Annotated in this window: 25 protein-coding genes; 19 read left to right on the top strand and 6 right to left on the bottom strand. The window is 63.9% G+C overall.

Features of this window, described 5'->3' with window-relative positions:
• The first annotated feature begins 141 nt into the window (after positions 1 to 141).
• Both FJ946_RS12440 and FJ946_RS12435 read left to right on the top strand, forming a co-directional pair.
• Positions 142 to 852 (top strand): helix-turn-helix transcriptional regulator, encoded by a 711-nt coding sequence (locus FJ946_RS12440; protein ID WP_140496200.1) that lies wholly within the window; start codon positions 142 to 144, stop codon positions 850 to 852.
• Positions 849 to 1619, top strand: coding sequence for a helix-turn-helix transcriptional regulator (locus FJ946_RS12435; protein ID WP_140566258.1), 771 nt, complete (start codon positions 849 to 851; stop codon positions 1617 to 1619). The genes FJ946_RS12440 and FJ946_RS12435 overlap by 4 nt, the downstream gene beginning before the upstream one ends.
• Here the strand turns inward: FJ946_RS12435 and FJ946_RS12430 are convergent, their stop codons facing one another.
• From FJ946_RS12430 to motA, 6 genes are read right to left on the bottom strand one after another with little or no spacing between them, the layout of a single operon-like run.
• Complete coding sequence (locus tag FJ946_RS12430) at positions 1620 to 2054, bottom strand: hypothetical protein (protein ID WP_140496202.1); 435 nt, start codon at positions 2052 to 2054, stop codon at positions 1620 to 1622.
• Entirely contained in the window at positions 2051 to 3133 is a 1083-nt protein-coding gene (gene flhB / locus FJ946_RS12425; protein ID WP_140566256.1) for a flagellar biosynthesis protein FlhB, read from the bottom strand. The genes FJ946_RS12430 and flhB overlap by 4 nt, the downstream gene beginning before the upstream one ends.
• Positions 3134 to 3142: 9 nt before the next feature.
• The gene (locus tag FJ946_RS12420) at positions 3143 to 4156 is read right to left on the bottom strand and encodes a flagellar motor switch protein FliG (RefSeq protein WP_140513630.1); all 1014 of its coding nucleotides are present in this window, start codon (positions 4154 to 4156) and stop codon (positions 3143 to 3145) included.
• Between the two features lie 43 nt (positions 4157 to 4199).
• On the bottom strand, positions 4200 to 4586 hold the full coding sequence (fliN, locus tag FJ946_RS12415; protein WP_140496205.1) for a flagellar motor switch protein FliN: 387 nt from the start codon (positions 4584 to 4586) through the stop codon (positions 4200 to 4202).
• A gap of 17 nt (positions 4587 to 4603) precedes the next feature.
• Positions 4604 to 5551: a FliM/FliN family flagellar motor switch protein gene (locus FJ946_RS12410; protein ID WP_140566253.1), complete on the bottom strand. Its 948-nt coding sequence runs from the start codon at positions 5549 to 5551 to the stop codon at positions 4604 to 4606.
• A 32-nt stretch (positions 5552 to 5583) separates the two neighbouring features.
• Complete coding sequence (gene motA, locus FJ946_RS12405; protein WP_140496207.1) at positions 5584 to 6459, bottom strand: flagellar motor stator protein MotA; 876 nt, start codon at positions 6457 to 6459, stop codon at positions 5584 to 5586.
• A 157-nt stretch (positions 6460 to 6616) separates the two neighbouring features.
• Here motA and FJ946_RS12400 point away from each other — a divergent pair, with 157 nt between their 5' ends.
• The 17 genes from FJ946_RS12400 (at position 6617) to fliF (ending at position 21808) form a co-directional block, all read left to right on the top strand.
• Entirely contained in the window at positions 6617 to 8428 is a 1812-nt protein-coding gene (locus FJ946_RS12400; RefSeq protein ID WP_140566250.1) for a DUF1217 domain-containing protein, read from the top strand.
• A 2-nt stretch (positions 8429 to 8430) separates the two neighbouring features.
• On the top strand, positions 8431 to 9153 hold the full coding sequence (gene flgF / locus FJ946_RS12395; protein ID WP_140513633.1) for a flagellar basal-body rod protein FlgF: 723 nt from the start codon (positions 8431 to 8433) through the stop codon (positions 9151 to 9153).
• Position 9154: 1 nt separating this feature from the next.
• On the top strand, positions 9155 to 10552 hold the full coding sequence (fliI, locus tag FJ946_RS12390) for a flagellar protein export ATPase FliI (RefSeq protein WP_140513634.1): 1398 nt from the start codon (positions 9155 to 9157) through the stop codon (positions 10550 to 10552).
• The gene (locus FJ946_RS12385; protein ID WP_140566247.1) at positions 10533 to 11192 is read left to right on the top strand and encodes a hypothetical protein; all 660 of its coding nucleotides are present in this window, start codon (positions 10533 to 10535) and stop codon (positions 11190 to 11192) included. Before fliI ends, FJ946_RS12385 begins: the two co-directional genes overlap by 20 nt.
• Positions 11193 to 11278: 86 nt before the next feature.
• Complete coding sequence (flgB, locus tag FJ946_RS12380; RefSeq protein WP_140496212.1) at positions 11279 to 11659, top strand: flagellar basal body rod protein FlgB; 381 nt, start codon at positions 11279 to 11281, stop codon at positions 11657 to 11659.
• 2 nt (positions 11660 to 11661) lie between these two features.
• Complete coding sequence (gene flgC / locus FJ946_RS12375; RefSeq protein ID WP_140496213.1) at positions 11662 to 12078, top strand: flagellar basal body rod protein FlgC; 417 nt, start codon at positions 11662 to 11664, stop codon at positions 12076 to 12078.
• Positions 12075 to 12398: a flagellar hook-basal body complex protein FliE gene (locus FJ946_RS12370; RefSeq protein ID WP_181167715.1), complete on the top strand. Its 324-nt coding sequence runs from the start codon at positions 12075 to 12077 to the stop codon at positions 12396 to 12398. The genes flgC and FJ946_RS12370 overlap by 4 nt, the downstream gene beginning before the upstream one ends.
• 11 nt (positions 12399 to 12409) lie before the next feature.
• Complete coding sequence (gene flgG / locus FJ946_RS12365) at positions 12410 to 13198, top strand: flagellar basal-body rod protein FlgG (RefSeq protein ID WP_140513636.1); 789 nt, start codon at positions 12410 to 12412, stop codon at positions 13196 to 13198.
• 5 nt (positions 13199 to 13203) lie between these two features.
• Positions 13204 to 13728: a flagellar basal body P-ring formation chaperone FlgA gene (gene flgA / locus FJ946_RS12360; protein ID WP_140496215.1), complete on the top strand. Its 525-nt coding sequence runs from the start codon at positions 13204 to 13206 to the stop codon at positions 13726 to 13728.
• Positions 13725 to 14966 (top strand): flagellar basal body P-ring protein FlgI, encoded by a 1242-nt coding sequence (locus tag FJ946_RS12355; RefSeq protein WP_140522322.1) that lies wholly within the window; start codon positions 13725 to 13727, stop codon positions 14964 to 14966. Before flgA ends, FJ946_RS12355 begins: the two co-directional genes overlap by 4 nt.
• Positions 14967 to 14969: 3 nt before the next feature.
• Positions 14970 to 15548 carry a MotE family protein gene (locus tag FJ946_RS12350; protein ID WP_181167714.1) on the top strand — a complete coding sequence of 193 codons (579 nt, stop codon included), beginning with the start codon at positions 14970 to 14972 and terminating at the stop codon, positions 15546 to 15548.
• A complete protein-coding gene (gene flgH / locus FJ946_RS12345; protein WP_140513639.1) occupies positions 15545 to 16249 on the top strand; it encodes a flagellar basal body L-ring protein FlgH in 705 nt (234 codons plus the stop codon). The genes FJ946_RS12350 and flgH overlap by 4 nt, the downstream gene beginning before the upstream one ends.
• Positions 16250 to 16270: 21 nt before the next feature.
• Entirely contained in the window at positions 16271 to 16765 is a 495-nt protein-coding gene (locus FJ946_RS12340; protein ID WP_140496219.1) for a flagellar basal body-associated FliL family protein, read from the top strand.
• Positions 16762 to 17493, top strand: coding sequence for a flagellar type III secretion system pore protein FliP (fliP, locus tag FJ946_RS12335; protein WP_140513640.1), 732 nt, complete (start codon positions 16762 to 16764; stop codon positions 17491 to 17493). Before FJ946_RS12340 ends, fliP begins: the two co-directional genes overlap by 4 nt.
• Before the next feature lie 214 nt (positions 17494 to 17707).
• On the top strand, positions 17708 to 18706 hold the full coding sequence (locus tag FJ946_RS12330; RefSeq protein WP_140566244.1) for a flagellin: 999 nt from the start codon (positions 17708 to 17710) through the stop codon (positions 18704 to 18706).
• A gap of 263 nt (positions 18707 to 18969) precedes the next feature.
• Positions 18970 to 20034 (top strand): flagellin, encoded by a 1065-nt coding sequence (locus FJ946_RS12325; RefSeq protein WP_140513641.1) that lies wholly within the window; start codon positions 18970 to 18972, stop codon positions 20032 to 20034.
• Between the two features lie 124 nt (positions 20035 to 20158).
• Positions 20159 to 21808 (top strand): flagellar basal-body MS-ring/collar protein FliF, encoded by a 1650-nt coding sequence (gene fliF, locus FJ946_RS12320; RefSeq protein ID WP_140556612.1) that lies wholly within the window; start codon positions 20159 to 20161, stop codon positions 21806 to 21808.
• The last annotated feature ends 3 nt before the right edge of the window (positions 21809 to 21811 follow it).

Below are 21811 nucleotides of genomic sequence, written 5' to 3'. Positions count from 1 at the left end.
TTCGCGTTCCCTGAATGGATTCCGTCTGATCGGGCGCGACCCCGCGCTTGTGTGTGTCTCGTAAATGTAACGCGTTTTCAGGTTCGGCGGCTGGCTCTCCAGCATCCGGACATCAGCATCGATTCCGGCCAAAAACAGCAAATGAGCAGTCCCGCCGCGCTTCTTCAATCCGACACATTGGGCTCGCGCCTGACGTCGCGCGGCGATCTCACCAGCTTTTTCATGGAGTTGACCGCCGAGATCGGTGCCGACAGCTATATGCTGGTCGCCATCGTCCACGATCAGGACCGCAACGACGCGCGCATCGTCTCGTCCAACTGGATTTTCGACGCCATCGAACTGATCGGCAAGCGGCTGATCGCTGGCCTTGCCCAGGGCGCGCTCACCGTCGCGCCGGGCATGCGTCCAAGGCCGCTGGTGTCGGCGCAGGCACCACAGGCCGAGGGGCTGGTCTCCGGCGAAGAGGCACGTCTGCTCGACGTGCTCGGCCATGCCGAAATCTATTCGCTTAGGCTGAATGTCGGCCGCCAACGCCTGTTCGCGCTGTTCTCGGCGGCAGCCGCCGGTCGGATCGACCAACCGGCGCTGATGAAGGCGCAGCTGAAGTGCTGCTACGCGCTCTCGCATATTCCGCAACTGATCGCCGCCGCCGCCATGCAGGATCCGCTGTCGGACCGCGAGCGCGAATGCCTGTTCTGGGTCTCGGAAGGCAAGACCACGGACGAGGTTGCCGTCATCCTTGGCGTGTCCTCCAACACCGTCAACAGCTACATCACCCACGCCATCCAGAAATTCGCGGCCAGCAACCGCGCGATGGCCATCGCCACGGCGATCAGGAGCGGCATCATTTGAAACAGGCCGACGTCAAGCAGGCCGCCGAGGCCCTTTTTAACGACCAGCGCAATCCGTTCGGTGCCTTCTCGCTCGGCTCCGAAACGCATCACGCCGTGACCATTCCCGATGCTGTGCGGCGCTGCCGGTGGATCGCCGTCGACATCAATGCCTCGGCCTTCGGCCTGTTCTTCGTCAGCCCGTCGCTCGAGCGGGCGCGGCTGGTGCCGTGCTTCGATTCCGACTATCCCGGCATATCGGTGGCGACCAAGTTCATCTCGGGCGCCAATGGCGAGGAGATCGTGCGCCATAGCAGGATCTCGACCGAACCGCGCTGGTGGACGGATGACGGTGTGGCGGCCATGAGCGATATGTTCGGCGGCCTTGCCTGGACCGAGCAGATGGCGCCGCCGGCGCCCGGCAGCAGCGGCATCGCCTTTCCCGTCCACGCCGATCGCGGCCAGTGCGGCCTCGTCGTCTTCCTCGGCTCGGAGATCGCCCTGCCGCAGGACGCGCTCTATGAAATCCACGCCCGTTGCTTTTCGCTGTTCGCCGCTGTCGCCCGCATGCGGCCGGGCGATGTCGGCAAGACGCGCGCGATCTCCAAACGCGAGCTCGAATGCCTGAAGCTGACCGCCAACGGCAATACCAGCGAGGAGATAGCGCGGCTGCTGAAACTGTCGGTGCATACTGCCAACCAGTATCTCACCCAGTCGACCCAGAAGCTCAACGCCGTCAACCGCAACCAGGCGGTCGCCAAGGCGCTGCGGCTCGGCCTGATCGAATAGTTAGAACGCCAGCGGCTCGACCTTGCGGATACGCGCCTGTTCGACCACCGCCTCGAGCAGGGCGGTGTTGTGCTCGGGGTCCTCGCCGGGCTTTTCGAACGACACGTAGTTGACCGCGACCGAGGCGCCTTTTTCGCTCAGCGTCAGCTGGAAATAGACCGTGACGCCGGGCGGCCGAAGCTCGAGATCGAGCACGATGCGCGGGCTGCCGCTCCAGTCGACATGCGCCTCGCCGCCATGGCCGAGCCTCAGCGTGCCCGGCTTGAAGAACAGTTCCGCCGCGGAATCGACCAGGTCCGACAGGCAGGCGAAATGCTCCAGCCGGATGAAGGCGATATAATCGGCGACATCGATCAGCCTGAGCTCCGCCACGACTTGCTCGATGGCGCTGGCGACGATGATCTCGCGGGAATTGGCGTGCGGTTGGCGGTTCATGAAATCTGTCTGCGCTCAGCCTTTTTCGAGTAGACGATCCGCACCAGTTCGGCGACGGCCTGGTAGAATTGCGACGGGATCACACTATCGACCGAAACTTGCTTGTACATGGAGCGGGCGAGCGCCACGTCCTCGAAGATCGGGATGTTGTGCTCGCGCGCGATTTCGCGGATCTTGAGCGCCACCAGATCCTGCCCCTTGGCCAGCACCAGCGGTGCCGAATCCTCGTCGCGCACATATTTAAGCGCGATCGAGAAGTGCGTCGGGTTGGCGATGATCAACGTCGCGCGCGGCACCGCCGTCATCATCCGCTTGCGAGCGCGGTCGCGCGCCAGCGAGCGCAGCCGCGACTTAACGATCGGGTCACCCTCGGACTGCTTGAACTCGTCCTTGACCTCCTGCTTGCTCATGCGCAGGTCCTGCTTCCAGTGGAAGCGCGACCAGACGATGTCGATCGCCGCGATCAGGCCCATGACGAAGACGATCGCCACCAGTATGTCGACCGCGATGCCGCGGATGACGAGGCCGAAGGCGACGGGATTGGTGATCATGCCGGCGAGCAGCTTGCGGTGATCCTCGGACAGCGTGAAGGCGAGCACGACGATGGCGAAGCCCACCTTGCCGAGCGCCTTCAGGAACTCGACCCAGCCCTGCACCCCGAACAGCCTGTTCCAGCCCTTGACGATCGAGATGCGCGACAGCTGCGGCCTGATGCGGTCGCCGACGAATTGCGGCATGTTCTGGAACACCGAGGCACCGACGCCGGCGATGGTCAGGAGCACCAGCAGGCTGAGGATGGCACGGCCCACCTCCAGCATGACGATCTTGTAGAGCGCGATGACGTCGGTCTCGGTGTCCATCGGCCAGGCTTCCGGCTTCTCCAGGAACATCGACAGGAACATGCCGAGATCGACAATGGCATCCTTGGCGTAGAAGACGGTGAACACCAGTATGGCGACGAAGGAGGCCAGCAGCGCGGTCTCCCTCGAATGGGGCAGCTTGCCCTGTTCGATGGTGTCGCGGATCTTCTTTTCCGTCGCTTCTTCGGTTTTGGAATCCTTGTCGACCGCCTCTGCCATGATCCGGCCTTAGGCGGCGGCGTTCTGGGTCGCGGGAAGCTCGAACGCGCCTTCGCGCGCCAGCCGGATTGTCGTCGTCACGATCGTCTTGCGCGCCGCCATGATGTCGGCGAGGGGAACCCCTTCGGATCCTTGTCCGAGTTCGGCTTCGATCATGCGCCGCGAGCGTGCGCCGATCGCCGACAGCGCCGCTTCGGCAAGGATCGCCGAAGTGCCGCGCAGCGCCAGCGTGACCAGTTCGGTCGACAGCCCGTCGAATAGAAGCACGCGCGCTTTCTGGGTAAGCAGCGGCAAATCGTCGAAGGAGAACAGCCGAGCCCGGACGCCGTCGAGATCGGGCGTGCCGGCGGCCTCCAGGTCCTGCATGACCTCCTCGAGCAGCGGCTTGTCCAATTCGTTGAGAACGCTGGCGACGCGCGCCTGTCCGGCCGATGTATCCTTGGTCGCGGTTTCCGCCAGCACGCTGGTGCGCAGCCGATTTTCGACGATCCTGCTGGCGGCGTCGGGAACATTGGCCATCGTCACCATGCGCTTGATGATCTCGCCGCGCGTCGGCTTGCTCAACGTCAACAGCACGCTCGCCGCCGCCTGCGGCGCCAGCTTCGACAGCACCATGGCCGCAGTCTGCGGATGTTCACCGGCCAGGAAAGTACCAAGCCGCACCGGCTCGAGCTTCTCGAGCTCGGGCCAGATCGGCGGCGGACCTTCCGGCGCAACCTCGAATTTCTTGTCGCCCATGATCGCGCTCATCTCTTCGGGTGACAGCGATTCATTGAGGATGGTGTCCATCCTGTCGGCGGAATCGAGCAGTCCCGCCCCTTCGGTGAACTCCGCCTCGAACTCGGCGACGATGCGCTCGAGATCGCCTTGCGGAATGGTCCTGAGCAGCCGGGCGCCCTCGATGAGCGCCTTCAATTCTTCCTGTTTGAAGAATTTCAAGAGGCGGCTGGCCGACGGCTTGCCCATCGCCACCAGTATGGCGGCCGCCTTCTGCGGACGCGTCAGGGAAAGGGACGTTGTCATGCCTTTCGCTCCCGCTGCCGCCGGCAAGACCCGCGACGCATCTTCACGCGCCCTTCGTGCCGGCGATGATTTCGGTCAGCCTGATGCCGAAGCGCGACGGGTCGCTTTCGAGCACGGTGATCTCGCCGCGCGCTATTCTGCGGCCGTTGACCACCACGTCGACCGGTTCGCCGATGCGGCGGTTGAGCGCCACCGTGGAGCCCTTCTGCAGCGCCATCAGGTCGGACACCGGCATCTCGGTGCTGCCGAGGATGATCTGGACGTCGACTGGGATGTTCATGATGACGCTCGAATTGGCCGCGGACGCGGCCTTGAACGCGATATCGGGGCGCTGTTCCTCTTCATGCAGAACCCCGCGCAATTCCTCGATGGCGCGGTCGAGCTGCTCGTCCGGCTGGTCGATTTCGGCTTCTGCCTTGGTCTTGGCCATGCATCGTCTCCAAAAGCTCAGGCGTGCCCGGCACCAGCCGGCATGAGCCCGTCGATAAAATCCTGTCCGGCATCATAGGGATGCTTGATCCGGACGGTGTAATTCTGTCCCAGCTTGCCGAACTCGCATACGAACAGCGTCTTGCCGCGCGCGCCGAGACGCGCTTGCGATTGCGCCGTTGCCTCGAATTCGATGATCTGGCCAATTTCGAAATCGGCAAGATCGCCGAGCGTCAGTCGGGCCAGCGGCATGGTCGCCTCGAGCGCTACCGTGGAGCGCATCACTTCTTCCGAAAAGCGCGCGCGCCAGCTGGCGCCCTGATCGTTCTCGCCGCCGGCAGCAGCGCTGTCTCGGCTGGCCAGCACGACACGCTGCGGCATCGTCACCGTGACGGTGCCGCTGTCGGCCGGCGTCGAGATGCCGAAGACGATGCGGATTGCAGCGCCGTCGCGGAACACGTGTCGTTTGGCTTCGGTGCCCGACATCGCCCGCGGCACTGGCAGGCGCAGGTCGAGCGACCGTCGTCCCGATCCGTTCAGTGCCTGCGCGACCTGCTGGAACATCATGGTCGAAACATCGACCTCGATCTGCGACAGATCACGCTCTATCGGCGATGCCGGCATCTCCGGGTCGCCGCCGAACAGCGTGCAAAGCGTGACCGCGATCGCCGGCGCATCGATCACCAGGGTCATGGCATCGGAGGACGTGGCTGACGCAACGATGGTCATGGCAAACGTATCGCCGGCACGGGAGCGGGCCTCCGCGACGCGGCTGACCTCGACCCCCCTGAGATCGACGGTGACCGGAACTCCAAGCTCACTGGTCAGGCTCTTCTGCAGCAGCGGCGCAGCGCGCTCTGCCATGCCCCGGCCGGCGCCGATGACCTGGGCGGCCTCGCCGCTGTCGCCGACCAGGCGCTCGATGATCAGGGAGCGCGCTTGTGAGGGACTGCCGGGACTGGTCATGACAATGTCGGCACCGATCTGTCGCGCATCGCTCAGGCGGCCCTTTTCTCGGCGGAGCCGGTGTTCATCGTGCTCTGCTCGACGGCGTCGATGGTCGGCCGTTCATAGGACGATATGGTCTTGCGGCCGAACTCGATCGCCACCTGCGGCAGGGCGCCGTTCATGTAGGCGAGCAACGTCTGCTTGACGATGATGTAGAGCCGGTTCTTCTTCTCGCGCACCGTCTTGATCTTGGTGGCGACGGGCCCGACCACCGCGTAAGACAGGAAGATGCCGAGGAAGGTGCCGACGAGGGCGGCGCCGATCAGGCCGCCAAGGATTTCCGGCGACTGGTCGAGCGCGCCCATCGCCTTGACCACGCCGAGCACGGCGGCGACGATCCCGAGCGCCGGCAGGCCGTCGCCGACCGCCACCAGCGCGTGGTAGGCTTTCATCTTGTCGGACTTGATGGTCTGGATTTCCTCATCCATCAGCGCCTCGATCTCGTGCGAACGGGCGTTGCCGATGATGATGATCCGGCAATAGTCGCAGATGAAATGCGTCAGGTCGTGGTTCTTCAGCACGGTGGGGAATGCCTGGAAGATCGCCGATTCCTCGGGATTGTCGATATGCGCCTCGACCTCGCTGCGCGACTTCGAACGCAGTTCACGCATCAGGCTGTGCAGCACGCCGAGCGTTTCCAGATAATCCTGCTCCTTCGGCACGGCCTGCTTGAAGGCTTCGAGGATGCCCCTGCCGGTGTCCTTGACCGTTTTCATCGGATTGGCGACGAGGAAGGTGCCGAGTGCGGCGCCGCAGATGACCACCGCTTCCCAGGGCTGCATCAGCACATGCAGATGCCCGCCCATGGCCATGAAGCCGCCAAGGACGCAGCCGAGCGTCACCACCAGTCCAATCAGAATGCCCACGAGAGGTCCTTCCGCATTTCAAGTCAGGTGCAAGGGATAGTCCCCGTGCCTTGTGTGAGGCTTGAATCGGAGCGGCACCGAGCCGATCGGCGCGATTCAGTTTCGCGCAAGGAAGTGAGTCTACTGTGCTGGCATAGCTTCGGCCGGAGGCGCGTCCTTGCTCAGTACCTATACCAGCTACCAGTTGATCACCAGGGACATCGACAAGTCGATCGACCGCATCGAAAAGCAGCCGACGGTCGATCGCGACACCAAATATTATCTGGACAACATCACCAAGGTGAAATCGATCGACGATTTCGTCAACAATGACCGTTTGTTCAAATATGCCATGAAGGCCTACGGCCTGGAGGACATGGCTTACGCCAAGGCGTTCATGGTCAAGGCGCTCAAGGAAGGCGTTTCCGACCCCGACAGTTTCGCCAACAAGCTGACCGACAAGCGCTACGCCGAATTTGTCAGCGCCTTCAACTTCGCAGCCAACGGCGCCAATACCACGGTTTACAACAAGGCGCAGCAGCTGGTGACCGGCAACTATGCGCTGCAAGTCCAGATCGGCGCCTCGCAGGCGGGCTTCTCTTACTATCAGAGCGAAACCGCCTATTATGTCACCAACATCTCCAAGGTTAAGTCGATCGACGACCTGATGGGCGACAGCCGCCTGCTGACATACGCGATGGCCGCATTCGGGCTCGACGCCGAAACCGAACCGGCCGCAACGGTCAGGGCGATGCTCGAAGGTGGCGTCAGCGATACCAACAGTCCCGCCAACAAGCTGACCGACAAGAGTTACGCCAACTTCGTCTCGGCGTTCGACTTCGCCCAGTATGGCGATCAGACGACCACGCGCGACAACGTCCAGCAGGCGGTGCCTAAGGGCTACATGGCCGGAGCCGGGCTGACGTTGGTCAAGCCGAGCGCGCAGTACGTCAAGGGCGAGGCCGACTACTACGCGGCAAACATTTCCAAGGTGAAGTCGATTGACGACCTCATGGCGGACAAGCGCCTGCTTACATTCGCCATGGCGTCCTATGGACTGGATGCGTCAACCGAAACCCCGCGGCAGATCCGCGCCATGCTCGAGGGCGGCGTGAGCGATCCCAACAGCCCTGCAAACAAGCTGACCGATAAACGATACGCCAACTTCGTCACGGCCTTCGATTTTGCCCAATATGGCGATCAGACGACCACGCGCGACGCAGTGCTGAAAGATACGCCGAAAATCTACACGACAGGGTCGGCGCTTGGCCTGATCAAGCCAAATGCGGACTACATCAAGTCGGAGACCGCATATTATCTGGCCAACATCACGAACGTGAAATCCATCGACGATCTGATGGCCAACAGCCGCTTGTACAATTATGCCCTCTCGGCCTACGCGCTCGATCCGGCGACAGAGAGGAAGGATCTCATCCGCAGCGTTCTGGCCGGTGGCGTCCGCGACCCCGACAGCGTCGCCAACAAGATGACCAACAAAGCCTATGCCGGGCTCGCCTCCGCCTTCAACTTCGAACAATACGGCGAAGCGGCCACCACGACCAATCCGGCACAGCAGCCGACCGTCGACAAATACATGCGCCAGACGCTGGAGGAGGATGCCGGCCAAACCAACGAGGGCGTACGGCTGGCGCTCTATTTCCAGCGCAAGGCGCCTGATATCACCAGCTGGTACGATGTGCTCGCCGACACCGCTCTTGCCAGCGTGGTGCGCACAGTGCTCGGCTTGCCCGATTCCTTCGCCACCGCCGACGTCGACAAGCAGGCGCAGCTGTTCGAGCAGAAGCTCGACATTTCTGATTTCTCCGACCCCGAAAAGCTCGGCAAGTTCCTGACCCGCTTCACCTCCATGTACGAGATCAACCACCCGACCTCTTCAGCCGTGTCGTCGATCAGCGTGCTCTTCGCCAAGCCGGTCACGGCGGGGATCTCCACCGACCTGATGATGGCCATGCAGAAGTTGAAGTTCTGACCATGCGGGACAGTCTCTACGTCGCCCTTTCCTCGCAGATCGCGCTCGAGCGTCGGCTCGACACGATCGCCGACAATGTCGCCAACGCCTCGACTGTCGGCTTTCGCGCCACCGGCGTGAAGTTCGAGGACGTGGTGTCCGGCACCGGGCCGAAATCCGTGTCCTTCGCCTCCTCGGGCAAGACCTACCTTTCCGGCGCCCATGGCTCCCTGACCGAGACCGGCAATCCGTTCGATTTCGCAATACAGGGCGACGCCTGGTTCGCCATCGAGACGCCGGTCGGCACCGTCATGACCCGCGATGGCCGCTTCTCGATGAACGAGAATGGCGAGCTGATGTCGGTCGAGGGCCATCCCGTGCTCGACGCCGGCGGCGCACCGATCCAGCTCGACCCCCGCAACGGCCCGCCCAAGGCCGGAGCCGACGGATCGTTGCGCCAGAACGATCAGCTGGTAGGCTCCATCGGCCTGTACAATTTCGATCCGGGTGAGAATTTCGTGCGCTACGGCAATTCCGGCATCGTGCCGGCGCGCACGCCCGAGCCGGTGACCGATCGCGCCGATATCGGCGTCGCCCAGGGCTTCGTCGAGGAATCCAACGTCAATCCGGTGCTGGAGATGACGCGGCTGATCATGGTCCAGCGCGCTTTCGAGAACACCGCCGCCCTGATGCGGCAGACTGATTCCTCCACCGACGAGGCGATCAAGACGCTCGGCTCGAAGTAGCATGTCGCTCGACCAGCCAACCCTGCGCGCACCCGAAAGACTGCCCCAGCCAACGCCGGAAGACCGGCTTGCCGCGCTGGAGCGGATATGGCGGCGCTTCAGCGATGCCGAGGGACTGCTCAAACGCGGCGGCCTCGTCACCGAAGTCACATCGACGCATTACAAGGTGCGCGGCCTTTCGGATTTCGCCAGGCTGGGCGATCTTGTCGAACAGCGCGGCCATGCCGGCACGCGCCGCGGCGAGATCGTCAAGATCAGCCGCGACGAGATTGTCGTGGCCCCCTTCGAACGCAGTGCCGATGCCGGCATAGGCGACGCCGTTTTCCGTCGCGGTCCGCTCGCCGTGGCGCCGCATGCCTCGTGGCGCGGCCGCACGATCGACGCGCTCACCCGGGCGATCGACGGTGGCCCGCCATTGATCAGGGGCGACGGCATGTCCGGGGCCGCCACGCCCGGCGCCATGGCGCGCCAGCGCGTCGGCACCGCCTTCATGACCGGGGTCAAGATCATCGACATTTTCACGCCGCTCTGTTTCGGCCAGCGCATGGGCGTCTTTGCCGGTTCCGGTGTCGGCAAGTCGACGCTGCTGGCCATGCTCGCCGGCGCAGACGCCTTCGACACCGTGGTCGTGGCGCTGATCGGCGAACGCGGCCGCGAGGTCCGCGAATTCCTCGAGGACACGATCGGCGACAGCATGGCCAAGACCGTAGCCGTCGTCGCCACCAGCGACGAAAGCGCCATGATGCGCCGGCGGGCGCCGGACACCGCGATGCGTGTCGCCGAACATTTTCGCGACCAGGGCCACCGCGTGCTTCTGGTGCTGGATTCGATCACCCGCTTTGCCCACGCCCTGCGCGAAGTGGCGACGGGAACGGGTGAGCCGCCGGTCGCGCGCGGCTATCCGGCTTCGGTTTTCACCGAGCTGCCGAAGCTGCTCGAACGCGCCGGGCCGGGAGTGGAAGGGAAAGGATCGATCACCGCGATCATTTCCGTGCTGGTCGACGGCGACGACCACAACGATCCGGTGGCCGATTCCGTGCGCGGCATCCTTGACGGCCATGTCGTGCTCGACCGCGCGATCGCCGAACAGGGCCGCTATCCGCCGGTCAATCCGCTGTCGTCCATATCACGTCTGGCCGGCAAGGCCTGGAGCGTCGAGCAGCGCGCGCTGGTGACGCGGCTGAAGTCGATGATCTCCCGCTTCGAGGACACGCGCGACATCCGCCTGCTCGGCGCCTACCAGGGCGGCGCCGACGTGGAACTCGATATGGCGGTGCGCCAGGTACCCCTGATCTACGAGGCGCTGATGCAATCGCCGAAGGACCGCCCGTCCGCTGATCCGTTCTCCGATCTCGCCCGCCATCTCAAGGGAAAGCAGAATGCCGAACAAGGGGACTGAGCTCCAGCATACCGAGCGTATCCTGCGCGAAATGATCGCTGAGGCGAAAGCCGAAGAAGAGATCGAAGCCAGCCGCAACTCGGCCATCGACGGGCTCTTCGCGGCGCCGCAATGGCCGCAGCCGCCCAAGGCCGCGTTTCCCAGGCTGGGCAAGAAGGCCGGCCGGCGCAGCGATTTCGTCATCGCCGCGCTCGGCATCACGCTCGGCCTGATCTGCGCGCTGTTCCCCTGGTATATCTTCTTCAATCAGGAACAGTTCGGCGTCCAGGCAATCAAGTTCGGCGGCACCGGCACCAATTCTGGACGCGAGGGCGGCGGCATGGTTGCCGAGCGCAGCGCGCCGCTGACGGCCAAGGACGTTCCGAATGCCAATATCGACCTGCTTGCCACCGGAACCGTGCAGGACGATCCCAGCGCCGCCCCGGCACCAGATGACCAGCCCTTTCCGGCCGACGTCACCAAATTCCGCATGGTCCACGTCGCCAATGGCCGCGCCATGATCGAGGACGACACCGGGCTGTGGATGGTCCAGCGCGGCTCGATACTGCCGGATTCCAACAAGGTGTCGTCGATCGAGCAACGCAACGGCAAATGGGTGATGGTCACCAGCGCCAACCAGGTGATCGAGCTTTCCAGATAAGTTCGCCGCGCTTGCCGGTTGCGTCCGCCCGCAAGGTCCGCGCAAGACTGGCGGCTTAGTCTTTGGGCACACGCCCGGAGATTCCCATGGAGCCCGTTTCTCTTTTCGATCTCGCCGCCAAGCAGGCGCAATGGCTGGCCGTGCGTCAGTCGGCGGTCGCCGGCAACATCGCCAACGCCAACACGCCGGGCTATACGGCAAACGATGTCGAGCCGTTCGAAAAGGTGCTCGACCGCGCGGCGGTGTCGTTGCAGACGACACAGGCCGGACACCTCGGCAGCGCCGCGACCAATGCCGGTTTCGCGATCAAGCCACAGGAAGACGACGGCGTCGTCATGCCGTCAAAAAACACCGTCGTGCTCGAGGACCAGCTTCTCAAGGCCGGTGAGGTGCGCCGCTCCTTCGAGCTCAACACGGCAATCGTCAAGGCATTCCATTCGATGATGATGATGGCGGTGAAGAGCTGACCATGGACGCGCTCACAGCAGCCCTCAAAGTAGCAGCCTCCGGCCTCGGCGCCCAGTCGGAGCGGCTGCGCGTGGTTTCCGAAAACCTCGCCAATGCCCAGTCGACCGGCACCACCCCCGGCTCCGACCCCTATCGCCGCAAGACCATCAGCTTCGTCTCGGAGCTCGACCGGACCACTGGCAGCTCAACGGTCGAAGTGAACTCGATCGACCGCGATCCCAGCGATTTTCCCGTGGAATTCCAACCCGGCAACGAGGCCGCCGACGACAAGGGCTACGTCAAGATGCCCAACGTCAACGTGCTGATCGAAATGGCTGACATGACCGAGGCCAACCGCTCCTACGAGGCTAACCTGCAAGTCGTGAAGCAGGCGCGCGATCTCATTTCAATGACCATCGACCTGATGAGGAACCAATGATCGTGAACGGCATCGGCGCGCTCAACTTGAAGCCTGGACTTGGCGACACGGCGACTGAGCTGCTTCAGGGCGGCGTTGCGCCCGCGAGCGCAGGCAACCTCGGCACCTCCTTCGCCGAGGCGCTGAGCCAGGCGGCCACAAAGACCGTCAACACGCTGCAGTACGCCGAGCAGGTCTCGGTCCAGGCGCTCAAGGGCGACGCCGACACCCGTCAGGTCGTCGATGCCGTGATGAGCGCCCAGCAGGCGCTGCAGACCGCCGTCGCCATCCGCGACAAGGTCGTTTCGGCCTATCTCGAAGTCAGCCGCATGGGCATCTGAGGAGTTCGGCCATGAAAGCACTCGCCATCGCCGCCACCGGTATGAACGCCCAGCAGACCAATCTGGAAGTCATCGCCAACAATATCGCCAACATCAACACAACCGGCTACAAGCGGGCGCGGGCCGAATTCTCCGACCTGCTCTACCAGGTCGACCGCACGCAAGGCGTGCCCAACCGCTCCAACGCTTCGCTGGTGCCGGAAGGCGTCTCGATCGGCCTCGGCGTCAAGACCACCGCCGTGCGCAACGTCCACACCCAGGGCGAACTGACCAGCACCGGCAACAGTTTCGACATGGCGCTCACCGGCAGGGGCTGGTTCCAGATCGAAGGCGCCGATGGCGGCACGCTCTATACCCGCGCCGGCGCCTTCAACACCAACGCCACAGGCCAGCTGGTGACGGTGGACGGCGCCAGCGTCATTCCAGCGATCAACGTCCCGGTCGACGCCGTCGAGGTCATCGTCAACAAGACGGGCCAGGTCTTCGCCCGCATCGACGGCCAGACCGATCTGCAGAATCTCGGCCAGCTCCAGATCGTCAACTTCGCCAACGAAGCGGGACTGGCGCCGCTCGGCGACAATCTGTTCCAGGAAACGACCGCCTCTGGCCCGGCCAATGCCGGCGTGCCCGGCGATCCCGGCTTCGCCACCATCCAGCAAGGCTATCTCGAGGCCTCCAACGTCGACCCGGTCAAGGAAATTACCGAACTGATCTCGGCGCAGCGCGCTTATGAGATGAATTCCAAGGTCATCCAGGCCGCCGACGACATGGCCTCGGTCGTCTCCAAGAACATCAGGTAACGACAATGGCCGGTCCGGTCTCCTGCTCCGCGTTCCGCCGCACCGCGCTCGTCCTTGCGCTGGTGACCGGCGGCATGCCGGCTTTCGCGCAGGACGCGGCCAACCGGTCGGCAACGCAGATCGCCAGCAGCCAGCCTGCCGGCGAGGTCGTGCTGATCCCAAACCGGGTCATTTATCCCGGCGAGACCATCGAGCTCGCGGCCCTCAAGCAGGTGACCCTCATCCCCGGCAAGCACAAGCCCGACGCGGTGGCCACCCTTGCCGAGGAACTCCAGGGCAAGATCGCCAAGCGCACGCTGCTGCCCGGCCGCTACATCCCCGCCGCCGCCATTCGCGACGCCTGGCTGGTCGAGCAGGGCGCAGCCGTGCAGGTCTTCTTCATCGCCGGCGGATTGACGATATCGGCCACCGCCGTGACCTTGCAGCCAGGCTCGGCCGGCGATCTCATCAAGGTTCGCAACAGCGACAGCGGGAAAATTCTCTCCGGCACGGTGATGGCTGACGGAACCATCCAGGTCAGCGCTTCATGATGCGTCCGCTTGCTCTTCTGCTTGCGGCCGCGCTCGGCCTGCAGCCTGCCTTGGCCGACGGCCTCACGCCCAAGGCCAAGCGCGAACTCGCCGCCAGGAATGGCGGCGTCTATGACGATCCTGAATATGATCCGGCCACCACCACGCGCATGTTCCGCGTCTCGCCCGGGCCAAGCTCGCTGCCGCCGGGCCAGGTCGCCTCGCGCATCAAGGACATCGCGCAGCTGCAAAGTTCGCGCGACAACCAGCTCGTCGGCTACGGCCTGGTCATCGGCCTCGCCGGATCGGGCGACAGCCTGCGCAACTCGCCGTTCACCGAACAGTCGATTCGCGCCATGCTGGAGAATCTCGGCATCGCCACCGAAGGCGGCAGAGCGCGCGCCAAGAACGTGGCCGCCGTCATCGTCACCGCCAACATGCCGCCCTACGTGCAGTCGGGCGCGCGCATCGACATCGACGTTTCCTCGATGGGCGACGCTACCTCGCTCGCCGGCGGCACGCTGATCATGACGCCGCTGAAGGCGGCGGACGGCGAAATCTATGCCGTCGGCCAGGGCGCGGTCATCGTTTCGGGCTTCACCGCCCAGGGCCAGGCCGAGCAGTTGACGCAAGGCGTCCCGACCGCGGGCCGCGTGCCGAACGGCGCCATCATCGAGCGTGCCGTGAAGGCCGAGTTCGATGACCAGCCGATACTGACGCTGCAGCTGCGCAATCCCGATTTCTCGACCGCCATTCGCATCGCCGACGCGATCAATGACTACACCAGCCAGCGCTTCGGCATGCGCGTGGCGGCCGAGCGCGATTCCCGCACCGTGCAAATCAGACGGCCGAAAAGCGTATCGGCGGCCCGCTTCTACGCCGAGATCGAGAACCTCGTGGTCGAATCCGATACGCCGGCCCGCGTCGTCATCGATGAGCGCACCGGCACCATAGTCATCGGCAACGACGTCAAGATCTCACGCGTGGCCATCAGCCACGGCACGCTGACGGTGCGCATCACCGAAGCGCCGCGCGTCGTGCAGCCCGAACCATTCTCCAAGGGCGAAACCGCCGTCGAGCCGTTCACCGCCATCGACGCCAGCCGGCCCGACGCGCGCGTCGCCGTGCTCGACGGCCCGGACCTGCAAACCCTTGTTTCCGGCCTCAACCGCCTCGGCGTGAAGCCCGACGGCATCATTGCCATCCTGCAAGGCATCAAGTCGGCCGGCGCCCTGCAAGCCGATCTGGTTCTCCAATAGGCGATGCCGATGATCTTCTTCCCCTCATTCCATCAAGGATGCCGCCCCGCCGCGATCCTGTTCGCGGCCTGCGCTCTGGCGGCCTTTTCCAGCGGCGTGCATGCCGAGGAAGCCGTCCGCCAGGTCCTGCCGGGGGCGCCGCCCGCACCCGCGCCGCAGCTGTTGGCCCGGGAGAAGGCTCCCGACCAAAGCGAGATCGAGCGCTTCTGCTCCAACATAGCCGACGCCGCCCGCGACCGCCGCTACGTGTTGCAGGCGGAGGAGTTGAAACAGCTCCAGGCCGGCATCGACCAACGCATGAAGGCACTGGACGAAAAGCGGGCCGAATACGAGACCTGGCTGAAGCGGCGCGAGGTGTTCCTGGCCCGGGCCGAGGACAGCGTCGTCAAGATCTATGCCGGCATGAAGCCCGACGCGGCGGCCGAGCGCCTGGCCATCGTCAATGCCGATCTCGCCGCGGCCATCCTGATGAAGCTGGATTCGCGCAAGGCCGGCGTCATCCTCAACGAAATGGACCAGAAGGCGGCGGCGACGCTCACCGGCATCATGGCCAGCGCAGCCCGAAGGGTAGATCCGTCATGATCCGCAGAACGCTCATCCTGTGCGCGGTCGCAGCTTTGTCCGGCTGCGGCACCAATCTCAAGGAGATCGGCAGGGAGCCTTCACTGTCGCCGGTCGGTTCCGGCATCGGCAGTGAAGGAGCTTCGCCCTACAGCTATCCTGAGCCGCCTGCCGCGCCGGTCAAGAAATTCTCGCTGTGGGACGATCGCCAGAGCCGGCTGTTCACCGACCCCAGGGCGTTGCGCGAAGGCGACATTCTCACCGTCAGGATCAAGCTCAACGACAAGGCCAACTTCAAGAACCAGAACGACAGGAGCCGCACCGCCTCGCGCAAGCTGGGTTACGACGTCACGCTCGGATGGGAAGACAAGAGCACGAGCGGCAAGGGCGACGCCGGCCTGAGCTCCAGCACCGAAACCAATGCGGACGGCGAGATCAAGCGCTCGGAGAACCTGGAGCTCAACGTTGCTGCCGTCGTCACCGAAGTCCTGCCCAATGGCAATTTGATGATCAGGGGCTCGCAGGAAGTGCGTGTTAACTATGAGCTCAGGGTGCTCACCATCGCCGGCATGGTGCGCCCGTCGGATATCGGCGCGGAGAACACCATCTCCTATGAACGCATCGCCGAGGCGCGCATCTCCTATGGCGGCCGCGGCCGCGTCAGCGAGGTCCAGCAGCCGGCCTACGGCCAGCAGATCCTCGACCAGGTTCTTCCATTCTAGGGCATTGGAGACCGCAGCACCGTGGCCAGCGTCGAACAGGTTCCGTCTCGCAAGGGTCCTTCCCTTGCCGTCCAGGGCGCCATGCTGCTCCTGGTGACGGCTGCCGCCATCGGCATGGGCTGGCTGTCCGGCGGCTATCTCAAGGGTGTGGGGGCACCGGCATCGGTACCCGTCGCGCCGGAAAACGAGGGCAAGGTACCCAAGCCCGCCGACGCGCAAGAGCCCGGCACGGGACCGTCACTCGTCGCGCTGGCGCCGATCACCACCAACATCGCCTCGCCCGCCGAGACCTGGATCAGGATGGAAGTGTCGGTGGTCTACGACGCGCCGCAGCCGCCGGCAATGTCGGATGAGATCCATCAGGATCTTCTGGCCTTCGTGCGCACCCTGAAGATGCACCAGATAGAAGGCGCCAGCGGCTATCAGCACCTGAAGGCCGATATCGAGGAGCGCGCCTCGATCCGCAGCCAGGGGCATGCCAAGCAGGTACTCATCAGGACGTTGCTGCTCGAATGAAGAAATTTCTTCTTGCCGCCGCACTGCTCGGCGCCGCCACATCGATCGCAACGGCCCAGCAACTGGACCTCGGCGGCATCGGCAAGGCCGACGGCACCACCGTTGGCTACATCATCCAGATGTTCGGCCTGCTCACCGTGCTGTCGGTGGCGCCGGGCCTGCTGATCATGGTGACGAGCTTCACCCGTTTCGTCATCGCCTTCTCGATCCTGCGCGCCGGCATCGGCCTGCAGTCGACGCCGGCGAACCTTATCCTCATTTCGCTGTCGCTGTTCATGACCTTCTATGTCATGGCGCCAACCTTCGACCAGGCCTGGAATACCGGCGTCAAGCCGCTGATGGACAACCAGATCAGCCAAACCGAGGCCTTCGAGAAGATTTCCGATCCCTTCCGCACCTTCATGCTGCACAATGTGCGCGACAAGGACTTCGACCTGTTCGCCGACCTCGCGCGCGAACGCGGCCAGACCGTTGCGAAGGAAACCGTCGACCTGCGCATCCTGGTGCCCGCCTTCATGATCTCCGAGATCCGGCGCGGCTTCGAGATCGGCTTCCTGATCGTGCTGCCGTTCCTGGTCATCGACCTGATCGTCGCCACCATCACAATGGCGATGGGCATGATGATGCTGCCGCCGACGGTGGTGTCGCTGCCGTTCAAGATCCTGTTCTTCGTGCTGATCGACGGCTGGAACCTGCTTGTCGGCAGCCTGGTGCGCTCCTTCAACTGATCGCGCCCGGCGCCGAACCGCGCCCTCCCGTTTTTTTCGACAATATTTTTCGATTAACCGTCCGGTTTAGTCCTTTGGTAGGGACTTGCCGCCATATTCCCCGCAGATGGCGGGTGATCGGGTCTCAGACAGATCATTGGCATGATGCCGCTCCGTCATACCGGCCAATCCGGTATGTCAAAAAACACCTGTAAAAAGTAAGGTACGAGTAGACATGGCCAGTATCATGACCAATGCCTCGGCGCTGACCGCGCTGCAGAGCTTGAACGCCACCAACAAGAACCTCGAAACCACCCAGGCCCGCATCTCGACGGGCTATCGCGTTTCCCAGGCTTCGGACAACGCCGCTTACTGGTCGATCGCCACCACGATGCGTTCCGACAACCAGCAGATGTCGACCGTTTCGGACGCGCTCGGCCTCGGCGCCTCGAAGGTCGATACCGCTTACACCGGCATGAACAGCGCGATCGACACCATCAACCAGATCAAGACCAAGCTGACCGCCTCTTACGGCCAGACGGATGCCGACAAGGAAAAGACCCAGACCGAAATCGCCGCCCTTCAGAAGCAGCTGAAGGCCTATGCCGACGGCGCCAGCTTCTCCGGCACCAACATGCTGTCCGTGGACAGCGGCACGGGCACGTCCGTGGCGGACGTCAAGATCGTTTCGGCCTTCAACCGTGACGCTTCCGGCGCGGTATCGATCTCGACGATCGACGTCAACGTGGAAAGCACCAAGCTGTACGAGGCGGGTACCACGGCCGGCACCGCGAAGGGCATCCTCGACGCCGCGCGTCTGGGCACCGACGGCAGCGTCACCGCCACGGCGGCTACTCCGGCTGCTGGTGCTACCGTTGCGGCCGGCGACACCTATTCGGTCGCCAGCCTGAAGATCTTCGACTCCGCAACGGGCAAAGGCTTCAGCGACGACCAGATCTCGGGGATGATGAACGTCGTCGACGCCGCGCTCAAGGACATGACGAACGCCGCCACCACGCTCGGCGCCGCCAAGAGCAGCATCGACCTGCAGAAGACCTTCACGCAGAGCCTGATGGACTCCATCGACCGCGGCGTCGGCCAGCTCGTCGATGCCGACATGAACAAGGAATCGACCCGCCTCCAGGCCCTGCAGGTTCAGCAGCAGCTCGGCATCCAGGCGCTGTCGATCGCCAACGGTTCGTCGCAGTCGATCCTGTCGCTCTTCCGCGGCTGATCGCCTTCACCATCCACGAACAGCACCAAGATATCGGGCCGCGCCAAAAGCGCGGCCCGATTGCGTTTGCTCCAGCCCCGCGCAATCCTCGTTCCTTAACTGTCGAAAGCTGACTTTTAACAGGGCGTTAACCATATCGCGCTAGCTATGGTTAACCAATAGCTTACGACAGGTTGTCGAATCGGCCCGACCGGCACGATCGCAGCCGATGGGCAGGCCGACCAGGCCTGTGGGCATGCCGGCTTAGAGAAGGAGCGAGTTTCTTGGCGAGCATCATGACGAACGCTGCGGCGTTGACTGCACTTCAAAGCCTCAACGCCACCAACAAGTCGCTCGAGCAGACACAGGCCCGCGTCTCGACGGGCTATCGCGTCTCCGAGGCCTCCGACAACGCCGCCTACTGGTCGATCGCCACCACCATGCGCTCCGACAACCAGGCGCTCTCGACCGTGCAGGATGCGCTCGGCCTCGGCGCCTCGAAGGTCGACACCGCCTATACCGGCATGAACAATGTGCTGGACACGATCGGCAAGATCAAAACCAAGCTGCTTTCGACCGTCGGCCAGACGGATGCCGCCAAGGCAAAGACGCAGACCGAAATCACGGCGCTTCAGGCGCAGATGAAATCCTTTGCCGACGCCGCCACCTTCTCCGGTTCGAATTTCCTGTCGGTGATCTCCAAGCAGGTGTCGGCCGCCAATGACGGCGTCCAGCCCGACTCCAAGATCGTGTCCTCGTTCAACCGCACCTCGTCCGGCGCCGTCCAGCTCGGGACGATTGACATCGATGTCGAGAGCACCAAGCTTTTCGATTCCGGTCTTGCCGGCGAGGTCAAGAACCAGGGCATTCTCGACCGCAAGACATCGGTCTATTCGACCGCGGCCGCGCAGACCCTGTATGACACCGCCTATGCGGCATCGATCGCGGGTGGATCAACGGATATCGCAGCCAACACCGCCGGCCAGACAGCGGCGGGGGCGGTTACCAAGGTCGACAATATTTCCGCCTACAATCTCGACATCACTGCGGCAGGCGTGACCGACGACATCATCACCCAGATGATCACCAAGATCGACAACGTCATGAGCCAGCTGACCGATTCCGCCACCATCCTCGGTTCGGCCAAGAGCAGCATCGACCTGCAGAAGACCTTCACGCAGAGCCTGATGGACTCCATCGACCGCGGTGTCGGCCAGCTCGTCGACGCCGACATGAACAAGGAATCGACCCGCCTTCAGGCGCTCCAGGTGCAGCAGCAGCTTGGCATCCAGTCGCTGTCGATCGCCAACAGTTCCTCGCAGTCGATCCTGTCGCTGTTCAAGAGCTGACCGCCCACTCGACGTCTTCACCTCAAGGTTGACGGGCCGCGCGCCGAGCGCGGCCCGATTTCATTTTCGCACAAGCTTCGAGGGCTAGTGTTCCAGCGGACAGTCATGCTGGGAGTAGTCGACCGTGCCGGAACAGATCCAGAGCATCATCGCGAATCTCCGCGGGTTTGGCGTGAAGCGCCTGGCCATGCTGGCGGGCATCGCCGCATTGGTGATGAGCGTCATCGGTGTCGCTTCCGTCTATCTCAACCGTCCGGCCTACGACACGCTCTATGTCGGGCTCGACCGCGCCGACGTGAACCAGATCGGCCTCGTGCTGGGCGAGGCCGGCATCGGCTTCGACGTCGGCTCCGACGGAACCTCGGTCCTGGTCCCGGCCGGCACCACCGCGCAGGCCCGCATGCTGCTTGCCGAAAAGGGCCTGCCGACCAGCGCCAATGCCGGCTATGAACTGTTCGACAATGTCGGCTCGCTCGGCCTGACCTCCTTCATGCAGCAGATCACGCGTGTGCGCGCGCTGGAGGGCGAAATATCGCGCACCATCCAGTCGATCGCGGGCGTCAAGGCTGCGCGCGTCCATATCGTTATGTCCGAGCGTGCCAATTTCCGCCGCGACGAGCAGCAGCCCTCCGCGTCGGTCGTCATCCGCTACGCCGGCATCGACGCCGAGAAAAGCGCCATGTCGATCCGCCATCTCGTCGCCGCCGCCGTTCCCGGCCTGTCGGCCGACAAGGTGACGGTGCTCGATTCCAACGGCAATCTGCTTGCGGCGGGAGATGATCCCTCCAACACAAGTGCCGCCCGCACGCTGGGCGTCGAGCAGACCGTCGAGGCGCAGATCGGTGACAACATCCGGCGCGCCCTCACCCCGTATCTTGGCCCGGACAATTTCCGCGCCAGCGTCAAGGCCGACGTCAACACCGATACCCGCCAAACCGAGGAGACGATCTTCGATCCGGAGTCGCGCGTCGAGCGTTCGGTGCAGTCGGTGCGCGCCAACGAGAACAACAACCAGAAGCAGGCCTCCACCCCGGCCAGCGTCGAGCAGAACCTCCCCGAGACGCAGACGACCGCCACCGAGGGTCCGCAATCCTCCTCGCAGAACGACCGCAGGGAAGAGATCACCAACTACGAGATCAACTCCAAGAAGATCGCCACCGTCTCCAACGGCTACAGCGTCACCAAGATGTCTATCGCCGTGGTCGTCAACCAGGATCGGCTGAAGGCGATCCTGGGCAAGGACGCCACGCCCGAACAGATCGCCAAGCGCGTCGCCGACATCCAGAAGATGGTGACCTCTGCCACCGGCTTCGACGACAAGCGCGGCGATGTCATCGACGTCTCGGCGGTCGAGTTCATCGACGGGCTCGACGGCGAGGCGATCCCGCAGGCCGGAATGCTCGATTCCGTCGGCCAGCACGCCGGCACGCTGATCAATGCCGGCGCTTTCATCGTCGTCGTGTTCCTGGTGGCCTTCTTCGGCCTGCGCCCGATGGCGGCGGCCCTGACAGCAAAGGCGACGCCGTCCATAGCGGGTCCCAATTTCGACGAGGTCCAGCGCTCGCTGCCGACGCCGGAGGGCACGGCTTCCGCCGAAGCCGGCTCGGCCGTCGGCGCCTTGCCGGGCGTGCGGGCCGGCTCCACGCCGCTCGACGACCTGCGCCAGAAGATCAGGCCCGCGCCGCAGGAGCGGCTTGCCCGCATGGTCGACCTCAACGAGGAGCGCACAGCGCAGATCCTGCGCAAATGGGCGGCCCAGGAAATCGCGGTGTAGTCC

Origin of the sequence: Mesorhizobium sp. B2-4-7 (genome assembly GCF_006442685.1) — a bacterium.
Lineage (GTDB): Bacteria > Pseudomonadota > Alphaproteobacteria > Rhizobiales > Rhizobiaceae > Mesorhizobium.
Note: the sequence above shows the minus strand (reverse complement) of the source record. Positions and strands in the feature narration are given on the sequence as shown.